23 protein-coding genes are annotated in these 25,346 nt (G+C 68.2%); 15 read left to right on the top strand and 8 right to left on the bottom strand.

What is annotated here, in order from left to right; genetic code table 11:
• Positions 1–83: 83 nt before the first annotated feature.
• The 6 genes from J2852_RS20560 (at position 84) to J2852_RS20535 (ending at position 5,195) form a co-directional block, all read left to right on the top strand.
• The gene (locus J2852_RS20560; RefSeq protein WP_209879024.1) at positions 84–1,262 is read left to right on the top strand and encodes a 4Fe-4S dicluster domain-containing protein; all 1,179 of its coding nucleotides are present in this window, start codon (positions 84–86) and stop codon (positions 1,260–1,262) included.
• A 2-nt stretch (positions 1,263–1,264) separates the two neighbouring features.
• The gene (locus tag J2852_RS20555; RefSeq protein WP_209879022.1) at positions 1,265–1,738 is read left to right on the top strand and encodes a cyclic nucleotide-binding domain-containing protein; all 474 of its coding nucleotides are present in this window, start codon (positions 1,265–1,267) and stop codon (positions 1,736–1,738) included.
• A gap of 14 nt (positions 1,739–1,752) precedes the next feature.
• A complete protein-coding gene (locus J2852_RS20550; RefSeq protein WP_209879020.1) occupies positions 1,753–2,613 on the top strand; it encodes an FAD/NAD(P)-binding protein in 861 nt (286 codons plus the stop codon).
• Between the two features lie 2 nt (positions 2,614–2,615).
• Complete coding sequence (locus tag J2852_RS20545; protein WP_209879018.1) at positions 2,616–3,392, top strand: NADH-quinone oxidoreductase subunit B family protein; 777 nt, start codon at positions 2,616–2,618, stop codon at positions 3,390–3,392.
• Between the two features lie 148 nt (positions 3,393–3,540).
• Positions 3,541–3,900, top strand: a complete 360-nt coding sequence (locus J2852_RS20540) for an endonuclease domain-containing protein (protein WP_209879016.1) — start codon at positions 3,541–3,543, stop codon at positions 3,898–3,900.
• A gap of 2 nt (positions 3,901–3,902) precedes the next feature.
• Positions 3,903–5,195 (top strand): Ni/Fe hydrogenase subunit alpha, encoded by a 1,293-nt coding sequence (locus tag J2852_RS20535; protein WP_209879014.1) that lies wholly within the window; start codon positions 3,903–3,905, stop codon positions 5,193–5,195.
• Positions 5,196–5,198: 3 nt separating this feature from the next.
• Here the strand turns inward: J2852_RS20535 and J2852_RS20530 are convergent, their stop codons facing one another.
• Positions 5,199–6,098: a LysR substrate-binding domain-containing protein gene (locus tag J2852_RS20530; RefSeq protein ID WP_246499882.1), complete on the bottom strand. Its 900-nt coding sequence runs from the start codon at positions 6,096–6,098 to the stop codon at positions 5,199–5,201.
• A gap of 73 nt (positions 6,099–6,171) precedes the next feature.
• Between J2852_RS20530 and J2852_RS20525 the strand changes: the two genes are divergently transcribed.
• From J2852_RS20525 to J2852_RS20515, 3 genes are all read left to right on the top strand, one after another.
• Positions 6,172–7,080: a DMT family transporter gene (locus tag J2852_RS20525; protein WP_209879012.1), complete on the top strand. Its 909-nt coding sequence runs from the start codon at positions 6,172–6,174 to the stop codon at positions 7,078–7,080.
• Between the two features lie 150 nt (positions 7,081–7,230).
• On the top strand, positions 7,231–8,889 hold the full coding sequence (locus J2852_RS20520; RefSeq protein ID WP_211112295.1) for a Na/Pi cotransporter family protein: 1,659 nt from the start codon (positions 7,231–7,233) through the stop codon (positions 8,887–8,889).
• A gap of 63 nt (positions 8,890–8,952) precedes the next feature.
• Positions 8,953–9,384: a hydrogenase maturation protease gene (locus J2852_RS20515; protein ID WP_209879010.1), complete on the top strand. Its 432-nt coding sequence runs from the start codon at positions 8,953–8,955 to the stop codon at positions 9,382–9,384.
• A 7-nt stretch (positions 9,385–9,391) separates the two neighbouring features.
• Here the strand turns inward: J2852_RS20515 and J2852_RS20510 are convergent, their stop codons facing one another.
• On the bottom strand, positions 9,392–10,144 hold the full coding sequence (locus J2852_RS20510) for a TSUP family transporter (protein ID WP_209879008.1): 753 nt from the start codon (positions 10,142–10,144) through the stop codon (positions 9,392–9,394).
• 120 nt (positions 10,145–10,264) lie between these two features.
• Between J2852_RS20510 and gcvA the strand changes: the two genes are divergently transcribed.
• Complete coding sequence (gcvA, locus tag J2852_RS20505) at positions 10,265–11,152, top strand: transcriptional regulator GcvA (protein ID WP_209879006.1); 888 nt, start codon at positions 10,265–10,267, stop codon at positions 11,150–11,152.
• 12 nt (positions 11,153–11,164) lie between these two features.
• Here the strand turns inward: gcvA and J2852_RS20500 are convergent, their stop codons facing one another.
• Positions 11,165–12,094 (bottom strand): NAD-dependent epimerase/dehydratase family protein, encoded by a 930-nt coding sequence (locus J2852_RS20500; protein ID WP_209879004.1) that lies wholly within the window; start codon positions 12,092–12,094, stop codon positions 11,165–11,167.
• A 304-nt stretch (positions 12,095–12,398) separates the two neighbouring features.
• Between J2852_RS20500 and J2852_RS20495 the strand changes: the two genes are divergently transcribed.
• Both J2852_RS20495 and J2852_RS32110 read left to right on the top strand, forming a co-directional pair.
• The gene (locus J2852_RS20495; protein ID WP_246499881.1) at positions 12,399–12,641 is read left to right on the top strand and encodes a hypothetical protein; all 243 of its coding nucleotides are present in this window, start codon (positions 12,399–12,401) and stop codon (positions 12,639–12,641) included.
• Between the two features lie 183 nt (positions 12,642–12,824).
• Entirely contained in the window at positions 12,825–14,426 is a 1,602-nt protein-coding gene (locus J2852_RS32110) for an ATP-binding response regulator (protein WP_209879002.1), read from the top strand.
• Positions 14,427–14,432: 6 nt separating this feature from the next.
• On the opposite strand, the gene J2852_RS20485 is transcribed toward J2852_RS32110, so the two are convergent.
• Together J2852_RS20485 and J2852_RS20480 are read right to left on the bottom strand one after the other, a co-directional pair.
• The gene (locus tag J2852_RS20485) at positions 14,433–15,206 is read right to left on the bottom strand and encodes a glycosyltransferase family 2 protein (protein ID WP_209879000.1); all 774 of its coding nucleotides are present in this window, start codon (positions 15,204–15,206) and stop codon (positions 14,433–14,435) included.
• Between the two features lie 69 nt (positions 15,207–15,275).
• Positions 15,276–15,521 (bottom strand): hypothetical protein, encoded by a 246-nt coding sequence (locus J2852_RS20480; protein WP_209878998.1) that lies wholly within the window; start codon positions 15,519–15,521, stop codon positions 15,276–15,278.
• Between the two features lie 243 nt (positions 15,522–15,764).
• On the opposite strand from J2852_RS20480, the gene lptF reads away from it, so the two are divergent.
• From lptF to J2852_RS20465, 3 genes are all read left to right on the top strand, one after another.
• Positions 15,765–16,883, top strand: a complete 1,119-nt coding sequence (gene lptF, locus J2852_RS20475) for an LPS export ABC transporter permease LptF (RefSeq protein WP_209878996.1) — start codon at positions 15,765–15,767, stop codon at positions 16,881–16,883.
• Between the two features lie 4 nt (positions 16,884–16,887).
• Positions 16,888–17,898, top strand: a complete 1,011-nt coding sequence (locus tag J2852_RS20470) for a glycosyltransferase family 9 protein (protein WP_343206790.1) — start codon at positions 16,888–16,890, stop codon at positions 17,896–17,898.
• A gap of 108 nt (positions 17,899–18,006) precedes the next feature.
• Positions 18,007–18,522: a flagellar biosynthesis regulator FlaF gene (locus J2852_RS20465; protein WP_209878994.1), complete on the top strand. Its 516-nt coding sequence runs from the start codon at positions 18,007–18,009 to the stop codon at positions 18,520–18,522.
• Positions 18,523–18,822: 300 nt separating this feature from the next.
• On the opposite strand, the gene J2852_RS20460 is transcribed toward J2852_RS20465, so the two are convergent.
• The 3 genes from J2852_RS20460 to J2852_RS20450 all read right to left on the bottom strand — a co-directional run bounded on the left by J2852_RS20460 (position 18,823) and on the right by J2852_RS20450 (position 25,139).
• Complete coding sequence (locus J2852_RS20460) at positions 18,823–20,985, bottom strand: hypothetical protein (RefSeq protein ID WP_209878992.1); 2,163 nt, start codon at positions 20,983–20,985, stop codon at positions 18,823–18,825.
• Positions 20,982–22,391: a flagellar hook-associated protein FlgK gene (gene flgK, locus J2852_RS20455; RefSeq protein ID WP_209878990.1), complete on the bottom strand. Its 1,410-nt coding sequence runs from the start codon at positions 22,389–22,391 to the stop codon at positions 20,982–20,984. The genes J2852_RS20460 and flgK overlap by 4 nt, the downstream gene beginning before the upstream one ends.
• Before the next feature lie 75 nt (positions 22,392–22,466).
• On the bottom strand, positions 22,467–25,139 hold the full coding sequence (locus J2852_RS20450; RefSeq protein ID WP_209878988.1) for a flagellar hook-basal body complex protein: 2,673 nt from the start codon (positions 25,137–25,139) through the stop codon (positions 22,467–22,469).
• Positions 25,140–25,346 lie beyond the last annotated feature (207 nt).

Below are 25,346 nucleotides of genomic sequence, written 5' to 3'. Positions count from 1 at the left end.
GGAATTATGGTGGGGAAAGGCTTCAACGCCGGACCGAAGGGCGTATAGTTGACCGGTCACAGTCGCGACGCGGGGTGTCGCCCATGGAGCGCACCGGAACGGTGAAGGACCGGCTGGCCGGCAACGGCAAAGCCGTCGTTGGCATCGAAGGATTGGACGCCCTGATCGCCGCGCTGCGCGACGACGGATACGCGGTCATCGGGCCGCGCGTGCGCGACGGCGCCGTCGTCTATGATCCGCTGGACAGCCCGGCGGACCTTCCCTGGGGCTGGATCGACGAGCAGGACGGCGGGCGCTACCGGCTGGTGCGCGAGGGCGAGGCGGCGTTCGGGCATGTCGTCGGACCGCAGAGCTGGAAAACCTACCTCTACCCGCCGCGCCAGACTCTGTGGACGGGCAGGCGGGACGGTCCGGGCTTCACCGTGTCCGCGCCGGACGGGGCCGTGCCGCGCTACGCGTTTCTGGGCGTACGCGGCTGCGAGTTGGCGGCCATGGCGGTGCAGGACCGCGTGTTCGGGGTGACGCCGCACGGCGGGCGGGCCGTGGGGGAACAGCAATTCACCGACAGCGGCTACGCCGCGCGCCGGAATGCCGCCTTTCTCATCGCGGTCAACTGTGGGCGGGCCGGCGGCACCTGCTTCTGCGCGTCCATGGGCACCGGGCCGAAGGCGGCGGGGGGCTACGACCTCGCGCTGACCGAACTGGTCGGGGACGGGCGGCACGAGTTTCTGGTGGAGGTGGGCTCCGAGAAGGGGGCGGCCGTCCTCGAACGCCTGCCGCGCCGGGCCGCCGAGACCCGCGACGTGGACGCGGCGGAGCGCGCGGTGGAGCGTGCCCGCACCCACATGGGCCGGACGATGGTGGAGGACCCCGCGTCGCTGCTCGCCCGCAATCTGGAGCATCCGCGCTGGGACGAGGTCGCGGCGCGCTGCCTGTCCTGCGCCAACTGCACGATGGTCTGCCCGACCTGCTTCTGCACGACAGTGGAGGACAAGACCGACCTGACGGGCGACCATGTGGAGCGCTGGCGGCGCTGGGATTCCTGCTTCACGGTGGACTTCAGCTACATCCACGGCGGGGCGATCCGGCAGAGCGCCCGATCCCGCTACCGGCAATGGATGACGCACAAACTGTCCAGCTGGTGGGAGCAGTTCGGCACCTCGGGCTGTACCGGCTGCGGGCGCTGCATCACCTGGTGCCCGGTCGGCATCGACATCACCGAAGAGGCGCAGGCGATAAAAAACAGCGAGGGGAGGGGCTGACCATGGTGCAGGTCGAGGGTCTGGGCCGGCTTCTGGCCGAGCATCCGTTCTTCCGGGACATGCCGCCCGACGTGCGCGACGTGGTGGTTGGCTGCTGCGCCAACGCCCACTGGCGTCCCGGCGAGTTCCTGTTCCAGGAGGGCGGCAAGGCCGATCACTTCTACCTGATCCGCCAGGGCAGCGTGGCGGTGGAACTGCACGCCCCCGGCCGCTCCGCCGTGGTGGTGGAGAACATCGGGGAGGGCGACATCATCGGTTGGTCCTGGCTGGTGCCGCCCTTCGTGTGGACCTTCGACGCCCGTGCCATCGATCAGGTGCGCGCCATCACCATCGACGGCGCCTGCCTGCGCAGCAAGATCGACGCGAACCACGAGCTTGGCTACCACCTCTACAAGCGCTTCATCCCCGTGATGGGCCGCCGTATCGCCGAGGCGCGCCTGCGCATCGTCGATCTGGCCACCGATGGGGCGGATTAAGGGAGGGCATGGTCATGGATGCCGCCATCCTCTCACCCGTTCCCGCCGTTGCTGTGGATCCCATGGTGCCTCGGCCCTTCCGCATCGTGCGGCGGGTCAAGGAGGTGGACGGCTGCTTCACCCTGCATCTGCGCAGCCTGGACGGGCGGCCCTACGCCTTCAAGCCGGGGCAGTTCAACATGCTCTACGTGTTCGGGGTGGGGGAGGTGGCGATTTCCGTCTCCGGCGACTGCCGCGACCTGAACCGGCTGGTGCACACGATCCGCGAGGTCGGCACGGTCACCCGCGCCATGGCCCAGTTGAAGGTCGGCGACACCATCGGCGTGCGCGGCCCCTTCGGCAATCCCTGGCCCATCGAGCCCGCCTACGGGCACGATGTGCTGTTCGTGACGGGAACGGTGGGGCTGGCGCCGCTGCGCCCGCTGGTCATGGAGGTGCTGAACCGGCGCGAGCATTTCGGCAAGGTGGTGGTCTGCTACGGCTCGCGCGGGACGCACGACATTCTGTATGAGACGCTGCTGCACCAGTGGCGCGGCCGGTTCGACATGCAGGTGCACGTCACCGTGCATTCGGCACCGGCGGGCTATCGCGGGCGGGTGGGCAGCGTGGCGGGCCTCGTGAAGATCGCGCGCTTCGACCCGGAACAGACCGTCGCCTACGTCTGCCGATCGGAGACGATGACCCGCCCCGCCGTGCAGGCGCTGTATGAGCGCGGCGTCACCGCCGACCGCATCTACGTGACGCTGGAGCGCAACATGAAATGCGGCGTCGGCTTTTGCGGGCACTGCCAGATGGGCGGTTCCTTCATGTGCAAGGATGGCCCGGTCTACCGCTACGACACCATCGAGCACGTCTTCTCCGTGCGGGAGCTGTGATCATGGGCCAGCGCAGACCCAAACTGGCGGTGTGGAAATTCTCGTCCTGTGACGGGTGTCAGCTGTCGCTGCTGGACTGCGAGGATGAGTTGCTGACCGTCGCGGGGGCGGTGGAGATCGCCTATTTCCTGGAAGCGACGCGGGTGGAGATCCGGGGACCGTACGACGTCTCGCTGGTCGAGGGCTCCATCGGCACGCCGCACGACGCGGAGCGCATCCGGAAGATTCGACAGCAATCGAAGACGCTGATCACCATCGGCGCCTGCGCCACGGCGGGCGGCATCCAGGCGCTGCGGAATTTCCGCGACGTGGAGGGCTTCATTCGCGCGGTCTACGCCCGGCCGGAATTCATCGACACGCTGGCGACCTCCACCGCCATCCAGGACCATGTAAAGGTCGATTTCGAGCTGCGCGGCTGCCCGATCAACAAGGAGCAGCTGCTGGAGGTGCTGAACGCCTTCTTGAACGGCCGCCGCCCGGTCGTCCCGCCGCACAGCCAGTGCGTGGAGTGCAAGCTGCATGGCACCGTCTGCGTGATGGTGGCGCGGGGGACGCCGTGCCTCGGCCCGGTGACGCAGGCCGGCTGCGGCAACCTGTGCCCGCGCCACGACCGGGGCTGCTACGGCTGCTTCGGCCCGAAGGAGACACCAAACACGGCGGCGCTGGCCAAGCAGCTGACGGCGCTGGGGTGGAACGATGCGGACATCGCCAACGCCTTCCGCTCCTTCAACGCGAACGCCGAGGCGTTCCGGAGGGAGGGGGATGTCCATGAGGGGTGAGTTTGCGTGGTCGTACCCGGCCCCTACCCCGACCCTCCCCCACCTTCGGCGAGGGAGGGAGCTTGGCGTTCATTCCCTCCTCCGTGCGCAGCATGGGGGAGGGTTAGGGTGGGGGCTCAACGCGACGACGTTCGGGAGGCTGTGATCCATGGCCTACACGCCGAGAGCCACGAGGACGCAGGCGCGGTCCCTACGGACCAATCCAACGGACGCCGAAAGGAAGCTTTGGGCGCTGCTGCGCGGGCGGCAAATCGACGGGCTGCGGTTCCGGCGCCAGCACCCGGTGCCGCCCTACATCCTCGATTTCGCATGTGTGGAGATGATGGTCGCCGTGGAGGCGGATGGCGGACAGCACAATGAATCGCAGCACGATGCGCATCGGGATGCGGAACTGCGGTCGTTCGGCTGGCGCGTGCTGCGGTTTTGGAACACGGACATTCTGCAAAACCCGGAAGGCGTGGCCGAGACGATCCGGGCGGCGCTGGTCGGGGACGGGCGAGAGGTTTGAGGATGGAAACACGCACCATCAAGGTCGATGCGCTGGCCCGCGTGGAGGGGGAGGGGGCGCTGTATGTCCGGGTCAAGGACGGGGTGGTGCGAGACCTGAAGTTCCGCATCTTCGAACCGCCGCGCTTCTTCGAGGCGCTGTTGGCCGGGCGGCCCTACGGCGACGCGCCGGACATCACGTCGCGCATCTGCGGCATCTGCCCGGTCGCCTACATCGTGGGGGCCAGCCAAGCAATGGAGGAGGCGCTGGGCGTCACGGTGCCGGAGCCGGTCCGCAAGGCGCGGCGGCTGCTTTATTGCGGCGAGTGGATCCAGAGCCATGTCCTGCACACCTACCTGCTGCACGCGCCGGACTTCTTAGGCTTCGAGGATTCCATCCAGCTGTCCAAGGCGCATCCTGGCGTGGTGGAGCGGGCGCTGGACCTGAAGAAGACCGGCAATCGGATTTTAGAAGTGCTGGGCGGGCGCGCTGTCCATCCGGTGAACACGCGGGTCGGTGGGTTCTGGAAGGCACCGGCGAGGGGGGAGGTGCGCGGGATGCTCGATGCGCTGAAACGGGCGCGGGACGAGGCGCTGGCGACCGTCCGGCTGTTCGGCGGGTTCGAGTTTCCGGACTATGAGGACGACTACACCTTCGTGGCCCTGCATCATGGGGACGAGTACGCGATCGACCGGGGACGCATCGTGTCGAACCGGGGCATGGATATTCCGGTCGGCGCGTTCGAGGAGCATTTCGCCGAGGAACATGTCGCCCATTCGAACGCGCTGCACGGGATGATGGTCGGGGCGGGCAAGCCGTACCTTGTGGGGCCGCTGGCGCGCTATGCGCTGAATTACAACCAGCTGTCGGACTTGGCGAAGGAGGCCGCGCGGGATGCCGGGTTGCCGCGCGTGGTTCGGAACCCGTTCAAGAGCCTCGTCGTGCGGGCGGTGGAGACGCTGTACGCCTGCGAGGAGGCGGTGAGACTGGCCGAGGAGTATGAGGCGTTCGACCCGGCCGCCGTGCCGATCACGCCGCGCGCCGGGCGGGGCACCGGCTGCACGGAAGCGCCGCGCGGCATCTGCTATCACCGCTACGATCTGGACGGGGAGGGGCGCATCGCCTCGGCCAACATCGTGCCGCCGACCTCGCAGAACCAGAAGCAGATCGAGGCCGACCTGCTGGGCGTCGTCCAGGCGAACCTGCATCTGCCGGATGACAAGCTGAAATGGCGGTGCGAGCAGGCGATCCGCAATTACGACCCCTGCATCTCCTGCGCGACGCATTTCCTGGCGCTGACGGTCGAGCGGGACTGAACTTTATGCCCAGACCGGTTCGGGCAGGCTTTCGACCAGCATGCGGGCGACGAGGTTAGCGCCGTCGCCGCGCGTGCCCTCGCCGACCAGAAGCGCCAGTTCGGTTTCGGGCAGGGCGGGCAGGCCGTCCGCCGGACCGAGCATGCGGGCGCCGGGCGGCAGGGCGCTTTCCGGCAGAACGCTGATGCCGAGCCCGCCGGAGACCGCCGCGCGCACGCCCGCGTGGTTGGGGCTGGAATAGGCGACGCGCCACGCCCGGCCGGCGCGATCCAGCTCATGAACGGCGCGGTTGCGGTAGACGCAGCCCAGCGGGAACAGAACCAGCGGCAGCGGGTCCTCGCGGTGCAGGTCCTCGCCCTCCGGGCCGACCCAGCAGAGCGGTTCGCGCCATGTGGTCCGGGCGCCGGGACGCCCCGGCTCCTGCTTGACCAGGGCAAGGTCGAGGTCGCCGGCCTCCACCTCCGCGCGCAGCCGCACCGACAGGTCGCAGCGCACGTCCAGCCGCACCCGGCGGTTCTGCCGGGCGAAGCCGGCCAGCAGGCGCGGCAGCCGCTCTACCGCGTAATCCTCCGGCACGCCGAGGCGCACGACCTCCGCCACCGGGCGGCCGGACAGCACCGTGCGCGCCTCGTCGTTCAGCGCCAGCATGCGCCGGGCGTAGCCGAGCAGCCGTTCGCCGTCGTCCGTCAGCGCGACCGAGCGGCTGTCGCGGTCGAGCAGCGTCAGTCCCACCTGCTCCTCCAGTCGGCGGATCTGCTGGCTGACGGTCGATTGGGTCTTGTGCACGCGCTCGCCCGCACGGGTGAAGCCGCCGGCATCGACAACCGACACGAAGGTGCGCAGCAGGCCAAGGTCCATCTCGCGCATGGCTGAGCCATTCATGATGTGAATGAAAAGGATCATACCATTCCATTTCCAAATGGCAAGGGGGCGCGCCATCCTTCAGGCCAAGGCAAAAAATGCAGGAGCGCCCGCCATGTCACTCGCCGATGCCCTGTCCAGGTCGAAGACGTCCCGCGCCGCCTCGACCGGGGCGCCGCTGCATCTGGTCGTGCCCTTTTGTCTGGCCTGGAGTTCGGCCTTCGCGGCGGGGAAGATCGGGCTGGCCGACTGCCCGCCGCTGCTTCTGCTGGCGCTGCGATTCCTGATCGCGGGGGGCTTGCTGGTTGCCGTCGCGGCTCTGAGGGGCGAATACCGGGGGGTGAACTGGGCGACCTTCGCGGTGCTCGCCCTGCTGGGGCTGCTGAACCACGCGCTGTATCTTGGCCTCAGCTACAGCGGCATGACGATGGTGCCGTCTGGCTTGACGGCGCTGATCGTCAGCGCCAACCCGGTGCTGACCGCCGCCTTGGCGACCGTCCTGCTGGGCGAGACCATGTCCCTGCGCAAAGCCGCCGGGCTGGTGCTGGGCGTGGTGGGGGTGGCGCTGGTGGTGCGCGGGCGGCTTGGGTCTGGGTTGGACGAACCGGCTGGGATCGCGCTGGTCGTCGGTGCGCTGTGCGCGCTGTCCTTCGGGACGCTGCTGTTCAAGCGTCTGGCGCCGAACGCCGGCCTGCTGGCGGGCACCGGGGTGCAGGTTCTGGTCGCCGGGATGGCCCTGCTGCCGGTCAGCCTGGGACTGGAGGATGTCGGCGCCCTGCGCCTGACGGCGAGCTTCGTCGGGTCGCTGGCCTTCCAGGTGCTGATGGTGTCGATCGGCGCGTATCTCCTGTGGTTCCACCTGCTGCAGCGGACCACCGCGACGGAGGCGAGCGCCTATCACTTCCTGATGCCGCCACTGGGCATGCTGTTCGGCTGGCTGCTGCTGGGCGAGGCTGTTCAACCCCTTGATTTGTTGGGCATCGTGCCGGTCGCCCTGGGGATCCGGCTGGTGACGCGGGGGTAAGGGCCACCCAACCGACCCTACGCGAAAGAGGTAGCCCTTTCGCGTAGGGTCGGGTTTGAGACACCGACTGTTACGGTTTTGTGAAGCTCTCAAACTTTTCAAAGCCGGAGAAACGCCATCACCCCCGTCCCTGTATCCCCCACACTCGTTTTGATCGACATTCTCGGCGCGGTGGCGCTGCTGCTGTGGGGGCTGCGCCTCGTGCGCACGGGGGTGTTCCGATGCGGGGGCGGGACGCTGCGGCGCTGGGTCGGGCTGGGGACGCGGAACCGGGTCGTCGCCGTGCTGGCGGGGACGGGCGCCACGCTGGCCCTGCAAAGCAGCACGGCCACCGCCCTGATGACCGCCGCCATGGCCGGGCAGGGCTTCATCACCACCTCCATGGCGCTGGCGGTCATGCTGGGCGCCGACGTGGGAACCAGCCTCGTGGCGCGGGTGCTGGCGGTCGACCTGCACTGGCTGTCGCCGAGCCTGCTGGTGCTGGGCGGCGCGCTGCACGCGCTGGGCGAGGGGCACCGAACGCGCCGGGCGCTGGCGCGCGTCCTGGTCGGCGCCGGGCTGATGCTGCTGGCCCTGCGGCTGCTGGGCGCCGCGACGGAGCCGGTGCGGGAGTCGGCGCTGGTGCAGGCCATGCTGGTGGCATTGGGAGGCGAGCCGCTGTTCGCGCTGATCGTCGCAGCGGTGCTGACGGCGGCGGTGCATTCCAGCCTCGCTGTGGTGCTGCTGATCGCCTCGCTGGCCGGGGCGCGGGTGATCGGGCCGGATTTGGCCTTGGCGCTGATGCTGGGCGCCAATCTGGGCGGGGCCGTGCCGGCGCTGCTGGCGACGATGCGGGACGGCGCGGCAGCGCGGCGCGTGCCGGTCGGCAACCTGATCGTACGGGCGCTGGCGGTTGCGGTGGCGCTGCCGCTGATCCCAGTCGTGGTGCCGATGCTGGCGGGGATGGCGCCCTTCACCGCCGTGGTCACGGCGCATGTGGGGTTCAACGTGGCGCTGGCGCTGGCTTTCCTGCCGCTGGTCGGGCCGCTGGCGCGGCTTGCCGAGCGGCTGGTCCCGGACGCACCGACCGCCGAGGACGCGGCGCAGCCCCGGCATCTGGACGAATCCGCGCTGGAGGCGCCTTCGGTCGCCATCGCCGGGGCGTTGCGCGAGACGTTGCGGCTGGGCGACCTCGTCGAGGACATGCTGTGCCGCAGCCTGGAGGCGCTGCGCCACGACGACGAGCGGCCGATCGCCGAGATCAGCCGGACCGACGATCAGGTGGACCGGCTGCACACGGCCATCAAGCTGTACCTCGCCAAGCTCGGTCGGGGGCATCTGGACGAGGCGGAGAGTCGGCGCGTCAACGACATGATGGCTTTCGCGATCAATCTGGAGCATGTCGGCGACATCATCGACAAGAGCCTGATGGACCTCGCCACCAAGCGCGTCCGCCACCGGCTGCACTTCGCGCCGGAGGATTTCCGCGAGGTGGAGGAGCTGCACCGCCGCACGGTGGAGAATTTGCGCACGGCGCTCGGCACCTTCATCGCCGAGGACCGGCGGCTGGCCCGGCAGCTGATCGCGGGGAAGGACGCCGTGCGGGCGCTGGAGCGGGATGCCACGGCCCGGCACCTCGACCGCGTGCGGCGCGGCGACGCGGAGAGTATCGAGACGAGCGCGCTCGTGCTCGACATCCTGCGCGACCTGAAGCGCATCAGCGCCCACGTCGCCGCCGTCGCCCACCCGATCCTGGACGAGGTCGGGGAACTGAGCGAGAGCCGGCTGAAGGTGGTCGGTTTGCCGCGCCTGGAACGTCGCGACGTGTGACGGGGCTTCGGCTATTCTTCAAGGTAGGGTGCCGGTGGGGCATGCCCTGGGGGCCGTGGAACGATGATCGAGTTGGTTTTGGGCATCGGCAACCGCTACCGGTCGGATGACGCGGTCGGGCCGGTGGTGGCCGACCGGCTGGCGGCGCTGGGGCTTCCGGCGCGGGAGCACAGCGGCGAGGGCGCCGGCCTAATCGAGGCGTGGAGCGGGGCGGGGCGCGTCGTGGTGGTGGACGCCACGCAGTCGGGCGCTCCCCCCGGCACGGTCAGGCGTTTGGATGCGGGGGCGGAGGCGTTGCCCGTGGGCATGTTCCGCTATTCCAGCCATCGCTTCGGCTTGGCGGAGGCGGTGGAGACGGCGCGGGCGCTCGGCCGGTTGCCCGAGAGCCTTGTGATTTACGGAATCGAGGGACGGGCGTTCGGGTTTGGTGAAGCTCTGTCGACGGAGGTCGCCGAGGCGGTCGAGGAGGTGGTGCGGCGGGTGGCCGGGGAATAAGGCACGGTCACCGTGCGATCAGCAGGAACACCCCCTGGCCGAGGTAGGCGGTTCCGGTCAGGACGATCAGGCGTTGGCTCCAGCTGCGGAACTGGGCGTCGGTCATGCCATCCAGCGCACGGCGCGACAGGCTGGTGCCCAGCACGGCGGTCGCGATGCACATCAGCGTCGCGACGATCTCCAGCGATTCGGACTCCGATCCGGCAACCAGGGAACCGAAGTAGACTGCCTTGAACAGGTGGCCGAAGACCTGCGTCGTGGCCTTGGTGGCGACGATGCTCTGGCGCGACAGGCCGGACTTTACGAAGAACACGTCGAGCAGCGGGCCGGAGATGCCGGCGATCATCTGCACGCCCATGCACAGCAGGCCCGCCAGCACGCTGTGGCCGCGCCGCGTCACGTTGGGTGACCAGTGGGCCGGCACAGCCATCGCCATGAAGGGCGACAGGCCCAGCACGATCAGCGACACCGCCTTGTCCGGCACGTAGCCGATCAGTGCGAAGATGGCGACCGCCATGGCTCCGCCCAACAGGAATTGCGCCACGACACCCCAACGCACGTGCCGGCGCCACAGCCACGCCCGCCAGCCGTTGGAGGTCATCTGCGTGATGCCGTGCAGCAGCATGGCCGAGGTGACGGGCAGCATCAGCAGCAGAACGCCCATAAGCACCATGCCGCCGGCCATGCCGAACAGGCCCGACAGGAACGAGGTGACCAGCACCGCAAGGCCGAGTCCGACCGTCAGGGGAAACGTCAGCATCCCGCTCCATCCAGTTTTTTTGAGGCTGTGGAAGAATGATGGCGCTGGCGGGCTTGCGCCGCAAACGGCATTGTCTGATGCTGACCCTCAGGAAATGTTGGGGTGGAGAGAGATACAAGAATGCGGCGCCTGCCTTCGCTGAACGCCCTGCGCGCGTTCGAGGCCGCGGCCCGGCACGGCAGCTTTACGGCGGCGGCGGGGGAGCTGAACGTCTCGCAGGCCGCCGTCAGCCGCATGGTGCGCCTGCTGGAGGAGCGGTTGGGCTTCGCCCTGTTCGAACGGCGCGCCAATGCGCTGGAACTGACCGACCGGGGGAGGGCGCTGCAACCGGGCCTGACGGGTGCCTTCGACATGATCGCCGACAGCGTCGAGCGGGTCACCGCCATGCGCGGCGGGCCGGTGCTGACCGTGGGGGTCGGCGCCACCTTCGCGGTGCGCTGGCTGATTCCACGCCTGTCGGGCTTCCACGCCGGTCACCCGGACGTGGAGGTGCGCATCGCCACCGGCGGGGCGGGCATGCCGATCCGCGACGACTGGACCTGCGCGGTGCTGCTGGGCGACGGGCACTGGCCGGGTTACGAGGCGGAGCCGCTGTTCACCGCCGCGATGCTGCCGGTCTGCGCACCCGCGCTGGCCCGGAGCTTGCGCCGGCCGGAGGATTTGCTGTCCATCACGCTGCTGTCGGTGTCGCACTGGGCGGACGACTGGCCGCACTGGTTCGCGGCGGCCGGACTGGCGCCGTCCGCGTCGAAAGGGCTGTCCTTCGGCAGCTACGCCATGGCCTTGCAGGCGGCGCTGGACGGGGTGGGGGTGGCGCTGGGGGCGCAGCCCTACGTCGTGGACGATGTGGCCGCCGGGCGGCTGGTCACGCCCTTTCCGCTGGCGGTGCCCATGGGGCGGGCGTGGTATCTGGTGTCACGCCCGGCCCGCCACGCCGATCCGGGCTTCGCCGCCTTCCGCGCGTGGCTGCGCGGCATCGCGGCGGCGGAGCCCGGCCCATCGGTTTAGGGCGCTTGGCGTTTATGGCATCTGGCCGGTCAGGGTGGCGCTGAGCCCTTGCAGCAGGCCGACGCGGGCGCCCTCGCCGAAGGCCGCGCGCAGGCGCGCGGGGTCGCCGATGGACACGCGGATGTCGCCGGCCCGCGCCGGGTGATGGTGACGGCGCACCTGGCTGCCGCACAGCTCCTGCAACACGTCCAGCAGCATCAGCAGGGAGGTCGGGCGGCCGGTGCACAGGTTGAACACCTCCGACCCCGCCGGCCTCATCTCCATGGCGCGGGCGAGGAAGTGCACCACGTCGCCGACGAAGACGAAGTCGCGCACCTGTTTGCCATCGCCGTGGATGTCCACGCTCTCGCCGCGCGCCACCCGGCGGGCGAAGATGGAGATCACGCCGGAGTAGGGGGAGTGCGGATCCTGGCGCGGGCCGTAGACGTTGAAGAAGCGGAAGCCCACCGTCGGCACCCCGTGGATTTCCCAGGCGACGCGGGCATGCAGCTCGCAGCCCAGCTTGTCGGCGCCGTAGGCGGACAGAGGCCGAGTGGCGGAGTCCTCGCGCAGCGGCGTCGCCGTGTTGTCGCCGTAGACAGCGGCGGATGAGGCATAGACGACCGGCACCGGCGCGCCGTCGCGGGCGGTGCGCGCCGCCTCGAACACGGTGATGGTGCCGGACAGGTTGGTGCGGTGCGTCTCCGCCCACAGCTCCCGCGAGCGCTGGACGGAGGCGACGGCGGCTAGGTGGAACACGCCGTCCACCCCTTCCATGGCGTGGCGCACGGCGTCCGGATCGGCCACGTCGCCGGTGACGAGCCGGGCGCCTTGCGGCTTGTTCTCCAGCCGTCCAGTGGACAGGTCGTCGAGGATCGTGACCCGATGGCCATCGGCGATCAGCCGGTCGGCGAGATGGGAGCCGATGAAACCGCAGCCGCCCGTCACGAGGTAGTGCGCCATGCGCCGTCCTTTCCGGGGTTGGTCCTGTGAACGGTCCCGATAGTCGGGATGCACACACGGGCCGAACAGACCATCTTCGGGATAGCGGGTGGCGCAGGGGGTGGTGGGACCTCCGCCGTTCGGAGAAGGCGGGCCGAATCGGCGGCGCCGGAGCCGACGCGCAAGCCGGAGAGGCGGGACCGATGGTTCAACAGGCTTATCCACGGCCTTATGCACCGTTCTGTGGATAACTCCGGTCAAGCCGGCGCAAGGCGGCGGGCGACGATTGAGGGCGACTGTTGCCGATAGCCCGCGTTTATGGTAAATGAAAGCCATGGTTGAAACCCGACGCACCGGCGAACGCTCCAACGAACCGATCCGCTCCGATCTCGGCGGCCGGCGCGTCGCGCCGTCCGGCCCGATTGGCGTGCGCGGGCGGGCCGAGGCAGTCGGCGGCGGGCGCCAGCGCATCCCTACGGTCCGTGAACTGGCGAGCCTGCTGGTCAACGGCATCCTGATGCTGCCGCGCAACTATCGCCGCGGCATGTTCCTTGATGTGCAAGTCTGAGCTGGCAGATTTGAACCGGCAGGTCTGAGCCGGGAAAACGCGACTCCCCTTTCGAAAGATGAGGATAAGGATCCGGAAGGACACTTGCGGTTGAACACCGCAGGTGAGAGCCTTCATGGGCATACGGGGGCATTCGCCAGTACACAAACAAAAAGAAAGGCCATGGATCCACGCGGATGGCTTGTGCCAAAACTGAAGGACATCGTCGGCCGCGCGCGGGAGCGTCATGCCGTCTACCTGCTTGACGTCTTTCAGGACAGCATCGCCGTCTTAAGCGAAGACGGGACGATCATCCGCGCCAACCGTTCTTGGCGGGATTTCGCCCGCGACAACGGCTGGGCCGATTCGAAGGCGGGAATCGGGGCCAACTATCTGGCGGTGTGCGACCGGGCCGCCGAGGCCGGCGACACCGACGCGGCCGAGGCGGCGGCCGGAATCCGCGCGGTGCTGGCGGGGCGGCGGCCGTCCTTTCACATGACCTACCCATGCCACGGGCCGAAGCAGCCGCGCTGGTTCGACCTGTATGTTTCCGCCGTCAACGGGCCGGGGCGGGCGCGGGCGCTCGCCCGGCATTCGGACACCACGGCCCTTGTGCTCGCCGCGGCGGAGCAGGAGCGCGCGCGCGCGGCGGCGGAGGTGGCGGAAGACGCCAACACCGCCAAATCCCGCTTCCTGGCCATGGCCAGCCACGACCTGCGCCAGCCGATGATGGCGCTGCGCCTGTTCCTGGAGGTTCTGAGCCGCCGCACCACCGACGCGCAGCTGCGCCCGGTGGTGGACCGGGCGAACGAGACCCTGGCGGCACTGACGGAGCTGTTTGAATCCCTGCTCGACCTGTCGCAGCTGGAGACGGGGCAGCGCGCCGTGCAGGCCATGCCCATCGCGATCAACGACCTGCTGGAACGGCTGCGCGGCGAGTTCGAGATCATGGCGCGGGACAAGGGGCTGACCTTCCGCGTGAAGCCCTGCGGCCTGGCGGTCTACGGCGATCCAGTGCTGCTGGAGCGCGTCCTGCGCAACTTCATCTCCAACGCCATCCGCTACACCGACCGGGGCGGGATCCTGGTCGGCTGCCGCCGTCTGGACCACCGGCTGCGCATCGACGTGGTGGACACCGGCATCGGCATCCCGGCGGAGCAGAAGGCCCTGATCTTCCGCGAAGCCTACCGCGCCCCCGGCAGCGCGCGGAGCCCGGAGCAGGGCTATGGCCTGGGCCTTGCCATCGTGCAGCGGGCCGCCGGGATGATGCGCGCGCCGGTCGAGGTGGCCTCGACGCCGGGCAAGGGCTCCCGCTTTTCCATCACGGTGCCGACCACCCGCCAGCGGGCCGAGCCGGAAGTTCTGGCTTCGCCGTGCGCGGCCAAGCTCGTGGCGGGACGTCCATGCCTTGCCCTGGTGATCGAGGACGACCCGATGGTGGCGCTGGCCCTGCGCCTGTTCCTGGAGGAGGTCGGCGGCACCGTCCTGACCGCCACCAACGCGGAGGAGGCGGAACGGCTGGTCCATGCCTCGCCGGCGTTGCCCGATCTGCTGATCGCCAACTACCACCTGGGCCGGGACGGCAGTGGCCTGAAGGCGGTGGAGCGGCTGCGCGCCGACGTGGGGGAGGAAACGCCGGCCTGGCTGATCACCGGCGACGTGTCCGCCGAGCTGTACGGCATCGCCCGCGCCAGCCGCGTCGGCTATCTGCGCAAGCCCGTCCGGCCCGAAGACATCCAGGCTTGCGTGCTGGCCTGCAACCCCGCCAACCGGCCGGCAAGGCGGAACGGAAGGCGGGCGGGGTGAGGGATTTCAGGGCGTCTGCGTTGCCACGTACGGCGCCACATCCGGGCCGAACAGGCGTTCCAGCAGAACCGGGGGCAGTTCGTATTGGGGCAGGCACAGGCTGGTGCTGCGGGCGTGCAGCGTGTGCAGGCACAGCCCCTCGGCGTCCGGGAAGGCGGCAAAGCGGAAACGCTCGCGCGCGGCCTTCATGAAGGGGGCGTCCTCGCAGGCGTTGACGGTCGGGAAGCGTACCGCCTCCCACACGGACCGGCGATAGGCGTAGGAAAAGCCGTAGCCGGTCAGGTTGTCGTCGGCCGGCGGCGTGTCGGGGGCATCGACGTAGGCGCGGGTCGTGCGGCCCCAGCGATGGTGTGCGCCGCCGCGCGCCGTGTCCCAATAGCCGAAAGTCCCGTGCAGCGCGCTGAACAGGAACCAGCCCGACAGCTTCACCGCGTCGAAGCCCCGGCCATCAAATCCCCGCTCCAGCCAGCCGACGAGACGCTCCACGTAAGTCGGCGCGTAGAAATCGTCGTCGTCGAAATGGACGATGATCTCACCCTTCGCGTGTTCGGCCAGGATGTTGCGCTTCTCGCCGATGGCGTAGCGGCTGGCCGAGTAGAAATACTTCAGGCGCGGGCCGGCGAGCGGCTGGAGATGGGGCGACGGGCGCGGGCTGTCGTCGAAGACCAGCCACTCAATCTCCGGGTAGGTCTGGGCGGTCACGCGGGCGTGGCACAGCGGCAGGAAGTCCTCGCGCCCCCAACTGGGCGTGATGATGCTGACGAGCGGCCGGTCGGCCATGGAACCTCCTTCGCGAGGGCGCATCCCTGGACAGGGCGGCCATCTTAAGGTGCCGCCGTCAAATGGGAATCAGGAAAGCGTTCCTTCGCGCACGCAACGCCCGTCCGGGCAGTCGCGGCAGCACTGGGCGCACAGATCGTCGAGATCCACCTGGATGCCGTTGGCCTGGAGCATGCCCTGGGCGTAGACGCTGTAGAGCCGGGCCAGCGTGTCGCCGGTCGCCGTCGCCACGCTGGGGCGGTTCGCCAGTGCGGCGGCGGTGGCAGCCCGCTCCACATCCTCGATCGCCCGTCGTACGGCCACGAGATCCAGCATCCAACACTCCCGGGCGCCGGTCGAAGGGTGGGCGCCACGTTGGTTTTGACTGATATTCTACTTTAAAACAACCACACATATAATGCGGCTGTTCGTCATGCACCCTTAGAGATATATGACTTTCGTTTTATGTGCCGGCGGACGGGTGCGGAATCGCGGCATTCCGGCATCCTGCCAGATCAGCACTTGACCCACGCCTCTCTCCCCGTCAGCTTCACGCCGGATTTCCCGCGACGCACGCTCATGAATCGACTGCAACGGTATCTCTTCCGCAACCTGCTGGTCGCGACGCTGTATTCCACCGCCGGTCTGACGCTGACGATCTGGCTGAGCCAGTCGCTGCGCCTGATCGAGATCGTGGTGGAAGCCGGCGCGCCGATGCGGATGTTCCTGTGGCTTCTGCTGCTGACGGTGCCGACCTTCCTCGGCATCGTGCTGCCGCTCGCGCTCGTGGGGGCGGTGCTGTTCACCTACAACCGGCTGGCCACGGACAGCGAGCTGGTGGTGATGCGCGCCGCCGGCGTCGGCCCCTTCTCGCTGGCCAAGCCGGCGATGGTGCTGGCCTTCGGGGTGACGGTCGTCGTCTACGCCCTGAACCTGTGGATCACGCCCGCCGCCCACCAGGAGCTGGTGCGCATGGAATACGCCGTGCGCAACGACTATTCGCAGCTGTTCCTGCGCGAGGGCGTGTTCAACGACGTGGGCGAGCGATTCAGCGTCTTCCTGCGCGAGCGCGATTCCGAGGGCAACCTGCACAACGTGGTCATCCACGACGGCCGCGTGGCGGAAAAGCCGGTGACGATCATGGGCGAGCGCGCGGTGATGCTGACCGGGCCGGAGGGGGCGCGCTTCGTCGTCTACAACGGCAACCGGCAGGAGCTGGACCGCAAGACCAACCGGCTGTCGCAGCTGTTCTTCGAACGCTACGCCGTGGACCTGAAGGTGCTGACCAACGCCCCCGGCGAACGCTGGCCGGACGCGCGGGAACGCTCCACCTCCGAACTGCTGAACCCGCCGGAACCGGTGGCCGGGAACGAGAAGATCGTGCGCGACCTGATCGCGGAGCTGCACCACCGGCTGTCCTCGCCGCTGCTGGCGCTGGCCTACACGATGGTGGCGCTGGCCAGCCTGCTGTCGGGCGAGTTCAACCGGCGCGGCCAGACGGTGCGCGTGACCACGGCCGTGCTGCTGGTGATGGTGCTGCAATCGGCGGTGCTGGGCCTGACCAGTCTGGCGTCGAAGATGCTGGGCTTCGTGCCGTTGATGTACCTGCTGCCGGTGCTGGCGCTGGTGCCGGCGGTGTGGATCATGGGGCGCGGCCTGCGCCGGCGCGCTGGCTCCGCCGAGACGGCGGCGGGGTAGGGGCTTGGGCTTGCGCATCCTGTTCATCACCTCCAACCGCCTGGGCGACGCGGTGCTGTCCACTGGTCTGTTAGGCCATCTGGTGGACCGCTATCCGGGGGCCGCCCTGACGGTCGCCTGCGGACCGCTGCCGGCGCCGCTGTTTCGGGCCGTGCCGGGGCTGGAACGGCTGATTCCCATGCCGAAACGGTCCTTCGCCCGGCATTGGCTGGCGCTGTGGGGAGCCTGCGTCGGCACGCGCTGGGACCTCGTGGTGGATCTGCGCAATTCGGCCGTGGGGCGTCTGGTCCCGGCCGGGCGCCGCGTCTTCCACGCTCGCGCCCCCGAACTGCACAAGGTCGAGGAGATCGGCCGGGTGCTGGGGCTGGCGGCGGCGCCCTCGCCCCGCCTGTGGGTCGACGCGGACGCGGAGGCTGAGGCCGCCCGCCTGCTGCCGCCGGACATCGGCCCCTTCCTGGCGATCGGGCCGACCGCCAACTGGCCGGGCAAGGAATGGCCGGCGGAGCGCTTCGCCGAACTGGCCGGACGCCTGACGGCCGACGACGGCCCGCTGCCGGGAGCCCGCGTGGCGGTGCTGGCGGCGGGGCCGGAGCGTGAGCGCGCCCGTCCGGTGCTGGAGGCGCTGGGCGCGCGCGCCGTGGACCTGACCGGCCGCACCGACCCGCTGACGGCGGCAGCCTGCGTGCGGCGGGCGGCGCTCTACGTCGGCAACGACTCCGGCCTGATGCACATCGCGGCGGCGGCGGGCACGCCGACGCTCGGCCTGTTCGGGCCGGGCTTCCCGGAGATCTATGGGCCCTGGGGCACACGGGCGCGCGCGGTCATCAGCACCGTGCCGCGCGACGAGCTGTTGGCCCGCCAGAAGGCCAGCCCAACGGCCAGCGGGCTGATGGACGGCATCGCCGTGGACGCGGTCGAGGCGGCCGCGCGGGAGCTTCTCCGGCCAGTCGCGCGCCGCCGGGACGAAGTTGTGGCAAATGCTTGCAAAGCGTCGGAAATAGGTCCCTCAAGTTGACAAAAGTCGGCGGATCGCCGACAATCCTCGCTGCCCAAGTGAGGGGGTGCGACGCCTGGATGTGGCGAACATGCACCCTGGTTTGACGGGCTGCACCGAGGGTTTGGAATGAAGCCGACACCGAAATACGCAAGCAAGCCGACCTCGGACGATCCGCGCGACGTCGAAGCGTGGGCGCTGGCGGAGGCGGCGCGCCGCCTGATCGACGCCGGCCGCAACCCGGGCAACACCGAAGCCCTGCAGGCGGCCCTGCAGTTGAACCAGCGCCTTTGGACGATCTTTCAGGCCGCGATGACCGAGGACGACTGTCAGCATCCTCCGGAGGTGCGGACGAACATCGCCGCCCTGTCGCTGCTGGTGGACCGCGAGACCATCGCGCGCCTCGTCGATCTGGACGGCACCAAGCTCGACACGCTCGTGAGCATCAACCGTCAGGTCGCCAGCGGCCTGACCGCCCAGCGCGAGGCGCTGCTCGCCGCGCAGCAGGCCGGCGCAGCCGCCCCGGCGCAGGCCCCGCAGGCGGCTCCGGCGCAGGCCGGGATGCCCCGCCCGCCGGTCGCTCCGCCCACCGCCGCCCCCGATGGGCCGCCGGTCCATCGCGAAGGCCTGCGGATTTCGATCTGAGGAATACACGCAACTAAAAAAGCGGCGCCCCCAATGGGGCGCCGCTTTTGTTTTGGGTGTCGCCGTTCCTGATAGGGTCGGGATGAACGCGATTCACCACGAAGACACAAAGACACGAAGATTTTCACAAAGGAGCGCCGGCGTCGCCTGCGGTGCGCGCGGAGTGGGCGGGCCTTTGTGACGTTCTTTGTGTCTTCGTGTCTTGGTGGTGAATCGTCGGTGTAGCTACAGTTTTCCGTTCTGTCGGCCGCCCCCTCATCGCAAGCTCTTCTCCCACAGAGGGGAGAAGGGCTTTGACGGTCACGCGATGTAGTTCAGCAGGGACAGTTTCTGGGTCTGGCCGGCGACGGTGTAGGCGGCTTCCAGCGCGTTCATGGAGGCGCGCAGGCGGGCGGCCACTTCGGTTTCGTCGATGCCCTCGATCTTGGCGACACGCTCGGTCACGGTGGCCATCGCGTCCTTGTGGGCGGAGCTTTTCTGCTCCAGCGTCGAGAGGTCGGAGGCCACCTTCGCGTGCACCGACCGCACCTCGTCCTTGGCCTGGGCCATCAGCTCGCGGGACTTGCCGATGTATTCCTCGTACTTGCCGGGGTTGGAGGCGGCGACGCGGGCCATGCGGAAGGCGGTGATCAGCTTCTGGAAGGCGCGATCGTCGCTGGTCACGCCGTAGGTCAGGCTGAATCCGTCGTCGGCCGTCACGGCGGCCTTGTCGAAGGCCTTCGCGTTCTGCCGCTTGGTCAGATACTCGTTGTCGTAGAAGGGCAGGTCCGGCGGATTCACATAGGGAATGTCGGTGATGGGATCGGCTTCCGGCGGCAGGGTGGCCACCGTCACCGTGTTCTCTATGCTGCCGTTGATCACCTTCGCCGAGGTTGAGAACAGCTGCTGCCGCGTCGGGTGGTTCGGGTCGAGGGTGTTGGTGCTGGTCAGCTCGATGGCCGGACCCACGCCGCCGATGGTGATCGGCGGAGCCGGATCGAGCTTGCCGAACTGTTCGCGCAGCTTGGCCGCGACCTGGGTCACGTCCATGACATTGTTGGGAGGGTTGTAGTCCTTCTCGGTCACCGTGTAGCGGACCGTGTATTCCCGGTAGGGCGGCAGGTCGCGCGGTTCGTGCGGATATTCGTTGTAGTGTTTCTGATTGTAGGGGTCGTCCGGATCGCCCACGGCGACCGTGAATTCGAAAGTGTCGCCAATGTCCACGTTCACGCCGTTCAGCGAGAAGCTGTCGATCTGCGGAGTACCCGGTACGGGGAGGAGCGTCACGGGATCGATAGAGGGGAGCGTTGCAGGCGAGGACGTCGGCGTGCTCGCCGTGTTTTCGATGGTCGTCCGGTTCTGAACCCGCGCCGTCACGTCGAACGGCTTGCCGGGATCGTTGCCGACCATCGTGATGATGCCGTTGGCCTGCGACACGATCATCGGCAGGTTCAGGTTGCCGAACTGGATCGCGCTGGCCATCGTCTGCGCGATGGCGCTCGCCACGTTGACCGTGCTGGCGACGCCGCTGGGGATCGTGTAGCTGGGCGGCGTGGGCGACTGGGGTATTTGCCCGTCGATGAACACGTCCAGGCTGGTGCCGTTGTTCATGCACGAGATGATGTGGCCGCCGACCTTCAGCTCGTAATAATCGTCCTTCTCGGTCATCGGGCCGTTGAAGGTCACCTTGCTGGTCTGCTTCTGCGCCAGCAGGTCGCCCACCGGTTCCGTCGAATAGCGGGAACCGGCGAAGAGGTAGCGGTCGCCGAAACGCTCGTTCAGCATCTGGCGGATGTCGCGCAACGCGCCCTCGACGCGTTCGCGCGTCTGGTCGGCCTGTGGCCAGGTCACGGTGAAGCTGCTGGAGGACGCCGCCTGCAGCTTGTCGAAATTCAGGTTGAGGACTGCGCCCTCGCCGGGGCCGCCGGTGATCGCGAAGTTGTAGCCGCCGCCGTCGTTGGGCGGAACGGTCTTCAGGTTGAGGGTGCGCGTGGACTTGCCTCCCAGACCATCGCTCACCGTGATGTCGAAGGTTCCGTTCTCGCCGTTCTGCGACGGGACCGCCGTCACCGTGTAGCGCGCGTTCTGGGTGAGTTTGGACTTGTCCGGGTCCACGGTCACCGACATCGCGTCGGGCTTGGCGTTGAAGGGCGAGGTGATGCTGGGGGGACCCGGCTGGAAGGGCATCAGGTTGTTGCTCTGCCAGTCCGTCGCCATCTTCTCCAGCTGGTCCAGCACCACGTCCGATGCCTTCACGCGCGGGAGCGCCGTGTCGATCTGCTGCACGTAGTTGTCGCGCTTCACCAGTTCCGCGCGAAGCTCCAGGAGCTTCTGCGTTTCCGCCCCGTACGCGTTGAGATCGACCGACTTCTTGCCGGTCGTCAGCTGTTGCGACAGGTCGTCCACCTTCTGCTGGCCCGCCGTCAGGTTGCGGACCAGGCCCAGGTACTTGGCGTAGCTGCCAACTTGCGTGATCGTGCTCATCGAACGATCGCCTCCAGCGCGTCAAACATCGTATTGGTCACTTGCATGACCCGTGCCGAAGCGGCGTACGACGTCTGAAGCTGCTGGAGGTTGGCGATTTCCTCGTCGATGTTCACGCCCGTGACGGAGTGGTAGCGCTCCTCAAGGATCTGCTTGGCGTCCTTGTCGAACTCGTTGGCGGTCTTGACGGTCTTGGCCGCCGACATCCAGGTGCCGGTGATGTTGCTGGCCATGCTGCTGTAGGAGGAGTCGGACAGCTTAAGGCCGTCGGCTTCGAAGCTGCGGCCCGTGGCAGTCATCGCCGCGACCACGTCCTTGATCGCCGACTGTTTGATTTTTGCTTCGTTGTTCAACAGCTTAGCGTTCACCTGAAGGGTGAAGCGGTCCTCGCCCGTGAAGAATTGGTTGGCCTGCTCGCCCTCCAGCGCCGGGTTGGCGTTGTCGTAGGCGTCGCGGAAGCTGGTCGGTTCGCCGGGCTTGGTGTGGGCGGTGAACATCTTCGCGAACTCGTCCAGCTGCGAGCGCAGCTTGCGGATCACCTCGGCGGTCGGGTCGCCGCTGGCGGGCGCCGGCGGCTCGCGCCGGGAACCGTCGGCGCGCATGTTCAGCAGCGCCGCGATCTTGCCTTCGCGGATGTGATGGTTGATCGAGGTGACGTCGTTGCCGGTCACTAGGTTGATGTTGCCGCCGTCGAAGGAAAGATTTGCCGGTTCGGCATCGACCAGCGCCTGGCCCGAGGCGGTGAAGATGGCCACGCGGCCGTCCGGACGGTCCACCGTGCGGACGCCGATGTAGGTGTTCAACTCCTTGATGAGGTTGTCGCGCTTGTCGGCCACCTCGTTCGCGGCCGAGCCGTAACCCTGCAGCGAAACGATGTCGCGGTTGATGCGATCGATGTCCTTCAGGAGGCGGTTGACCTCCTTCATCGAGGTGTCGATGTCGGTCCGCATCTCGCGGTCCAGATCCTCCACGCCCGTGGACACCCGCACGATCTCGCGCGCGAAGGTGTCGGCCGCCTGCACCAGCTGGTACTGGGCGACTTCGCTTTCCGGCGAGGTTTCCACCGACTTCCAGGCGGCTTCCAAGTTGCTGGCGTAGGTGTTGAGGAGCGGATTGCCGTTGGTCGTCCGCATCAGGTCGCCCAGCTTCTGCATGTACTCGGACTTGGTGGCCGAGGTGCCGTCGCGGGCGGTGAGATCCTCGACCTGGGCGCGCATGGCCTGGTCGACTTCACGGCGGTACTGGGTGGTGAGCACGAACCCGCTGCGGTCCACCACCTGACCCACGGTGTGGCGGGTGCGGGCGGGATCGTCGGCGCGGGCGACGTTGTCCGAGACCACCTTCACCTGGGCCTGGACAGCGCGCAGACCTGCCGTCGCACTTCCAATGGCGCTGAAGAGGGACATGGTCGTTGGACCTTTCGTCTGCGGGGGAGGTGGGATGGCCGCGCCTCACGCGGCCATCCTGTCAGGAGCGGGCGCTTAGCGCTTCAGGCCGAGGACTTCCTGAAGCATCTCGTCGGAGGTCGTGACGATCTTCGTGTTCGCAGAGTAGGTCCGCTGGGTCACGATCAGCTTGGTGAACTCGTCGGCGATATCGACGTTGGAGCCTTCCACGCTGTTCGAGATGACCGCGCCGGCACCGTTGGTCTCGGGATCGTTGAAGTTCGGCTTGCCCGCGTCCTCGCTTTCCAGGAAGACGCCGCCGGCCTCGCGGCGCAGCGCGTTGGCGTTGTTGAAGGTGACGATCGGAACCTTCGCGATGACCTTGCTGCGGCCGTTGTCGTAGTTGACCACCACGTTGCCGCCGTCGCCGAACACCACGTCCTTGAACTGGCCGCGCGGCGCGCCGTTCTGGATCAGCTGCGTGACGTTCATCTGTTCGCCCGCATACTGCGTCAGGCCGCCGGGGCGCTGGAACTGGCCCATGTTCAGCTTGATCACCTGCGGACCGAAGCCGTAATCCACCGTGAAGGTGATCGTGGCGTCGGTGCCGGCCGACTGGGTGGCGGCGGACACCGCCGTGCCGGTACCGACCAGCGCGGTCGAGATGCCGGTCAGCGTGCCCACCGATTCCGGCGTCGTGCCGAAGGTCAGGCCGATGTGCGCCGGGGTCTGGCCGGCCACGCAGGTCTGCGTCAGCGTGAACTGCGGGGCGGGAGCGTCGGACACCGACGCCGTCGCCGCCGCGTCGCTGGTGACGTTGAGCGTGCTGCCGGTGACGGTCGCGGTGCCGCCGTTCGCGTTGATCTGGGCGGCGAAGTAGTTCAGCACGTCGGCCGGGGTCCGGTAGTTGCTGATGTTGCTGGCGGTCAGTTTCAGCGAGAAGTTGCCGTGCGTCGTCTTCACGCTGTAGGTGTCGCCCACGTCCACGGTGGAGCCGCCCAGCGTCAGCGACCCGGTGCCGGTGAAGGTGTTGGGGTAGGCCGGGCTTTCCGGTGTCTTGGAGATGATCGTGATCACGCCGCCCTGCGCCGTCGCGGTGACCGGCAGCGAGGTGTTGGAGTTGATCTTGTTCGCGAGCGCGGCGGAGATGTCCTCCATGCTCATCTCGTCGCCGGTGGTGCTGTAGGTCACCGGCGTGCCGTTGATGCTGAGCGAGTACATCGTGCCGACGTCGCCCGGCGTGCCGGTCAGCGTGACCGTGCGGCGCTGGCGCACGCCGGCCACGTTGCCGGTGGAGAAGACGCCGGTCATCGAGTTCGACGCTGTGGAGGAGTTCGACACGCCCGCCGACGACGTGAAGGTGCTGCCCGCCGTGTTGTCCTGGATGCTGAGCACGCCACCCTGCGCCGTCGCGGTCACGCCGAGGCCCTGCGCGTTGAGGCGGTTGGCCAGTTCCTGCACCACACCGGTGATGTTTTCGTAGGTGGCGTAGGTCTGGGCGGTGACCGTCACGGCGACGTCTACCGGACCCGTGCCGTTGTTGACGCGGATCCGGTAGACGTCGCCGATGTCGATCTGCGACTGCGGGAAGGTGTACTTGCTCATCTGGCCGGCGGTGGGGGTCGCGGCGGTGATGCCGGCGCCCGACGTGTCGGCGAGTGTCGGACCCAGGATCGTGTTCCAGGTTGGCGTGGTGCCCTCGACGCTCTGGCTCACCTTGAAGGGCGTGCCGGGGTTGCGGGCCTGCAGGTGGATGACGCTGCCCGTCACCGTCGCCATGACCGGCGCCGACGGCGAGGCCGAGTTGATCTGGTTCGCCAGCGCGCCAGCCAGGCCCGAATAGGTGTTCAGCGACGCGATGTTGTCCTTCGTCACCTTCAGGCTGTAGGTCGTGCCGTCCACGACCACCTTGTAGGTTTCGCCGATGCGCAGGTTGTCCTGGCCGTTGTTCGACGCCGCGCCCATGCCGCCGATGACCACCGCGTTGACCTGGGCCACCGGCGTGACGCCGGCGATGTTCTGGCCGAAGGTGATGGTCGCCGGGTAGCCGGCGAAGCTGCCGTCCACGGGCTTCACGTTGGAGCCGGGCGCGTCCAGGATCAGGCGCCAGTCGTTGGAGCCTTGCTGGCGCCACTTGAAGTTGACAGTGCGCGAGTTGCCCTGCGTGTCGAAGATCTGGATGCTCGAATCCGGGACCGTCTCGCCCTTGACCGGGGTCGCCGGCAGGTTGGCCGACAGGTCCACCTGGGAGGTGGAGACGGGCTTGTCGATCAGGGCGTTGACCTGGATCGGCGCCACCTGGTCCTTCTTCAGCTGTCCGGTCAGCGGATCGACCAGCCAGCCGTTCAGCGCGTAGCCCGCGCTGTTGACCAGATAGCGGCTCTTGTCCAGTTCGAAGTCGCCGGTGCGGGTGTAGTAGCTGCTGGACGCGGACAGTGTGCCCGTCTGGGTCTGAACCTGCGCGGTGCCCTGCTGGACGCCCAGCTTGGTGACGCTGAAGAACCCTTGCCCCTGGATCGCGATGTTCGTCGGGCTCTGCACCTGCGTGAGGTTGCCCTGGATCGTGTTCATGAAGACGGGCTGCGCGGTGACGCCGCCCGGCGAGTGCAGCCGTTGGTTGGACTGCAGGACCAGGGTCTCGAACGCCGTGTTGACCCGCTTGTAGCCGATCGTGGACGCGTTCGCGATGTTGTCCGAGATGTGACCAAGCGCCTTCGACTGGGCGTTCAGGCCGAGGACGGCGGTTGTCATCGATCCGAAAATGCTCATGGCCAGGGATCTCCACGGAGAAGGGCAAACTGTTCTTGCGCCCTATCTAGCAAGGAGGATGCCAACCCGAGCGCTCGGATAAGATCGTTGATTTATAAGGATTTTTTGGAGGTGCGGGGCTGTCGGGCCGCTTTTTGCCGGGGGCACTGGGAAAGTTTCGCCTAGTGCCCCGTGATCGGGGAGGGGCAGAAAGATCCGGTTCCGGTC

Origin of the sequence: Azospirillum soli, from assembly GCF_017876165.1 — a bacterium.
Lineage (GTDB): Bacteria > Pseudomonadota > Alphaproteobacteria > Azospirillales > Azospirillaceae > Azospirillum > Azospirillum soli.
The sequence above is the reverse complement of the archived record's forward strand: the minus strand, read 5'-3'. Positions and strand labels throughout refer to the sequence as shown.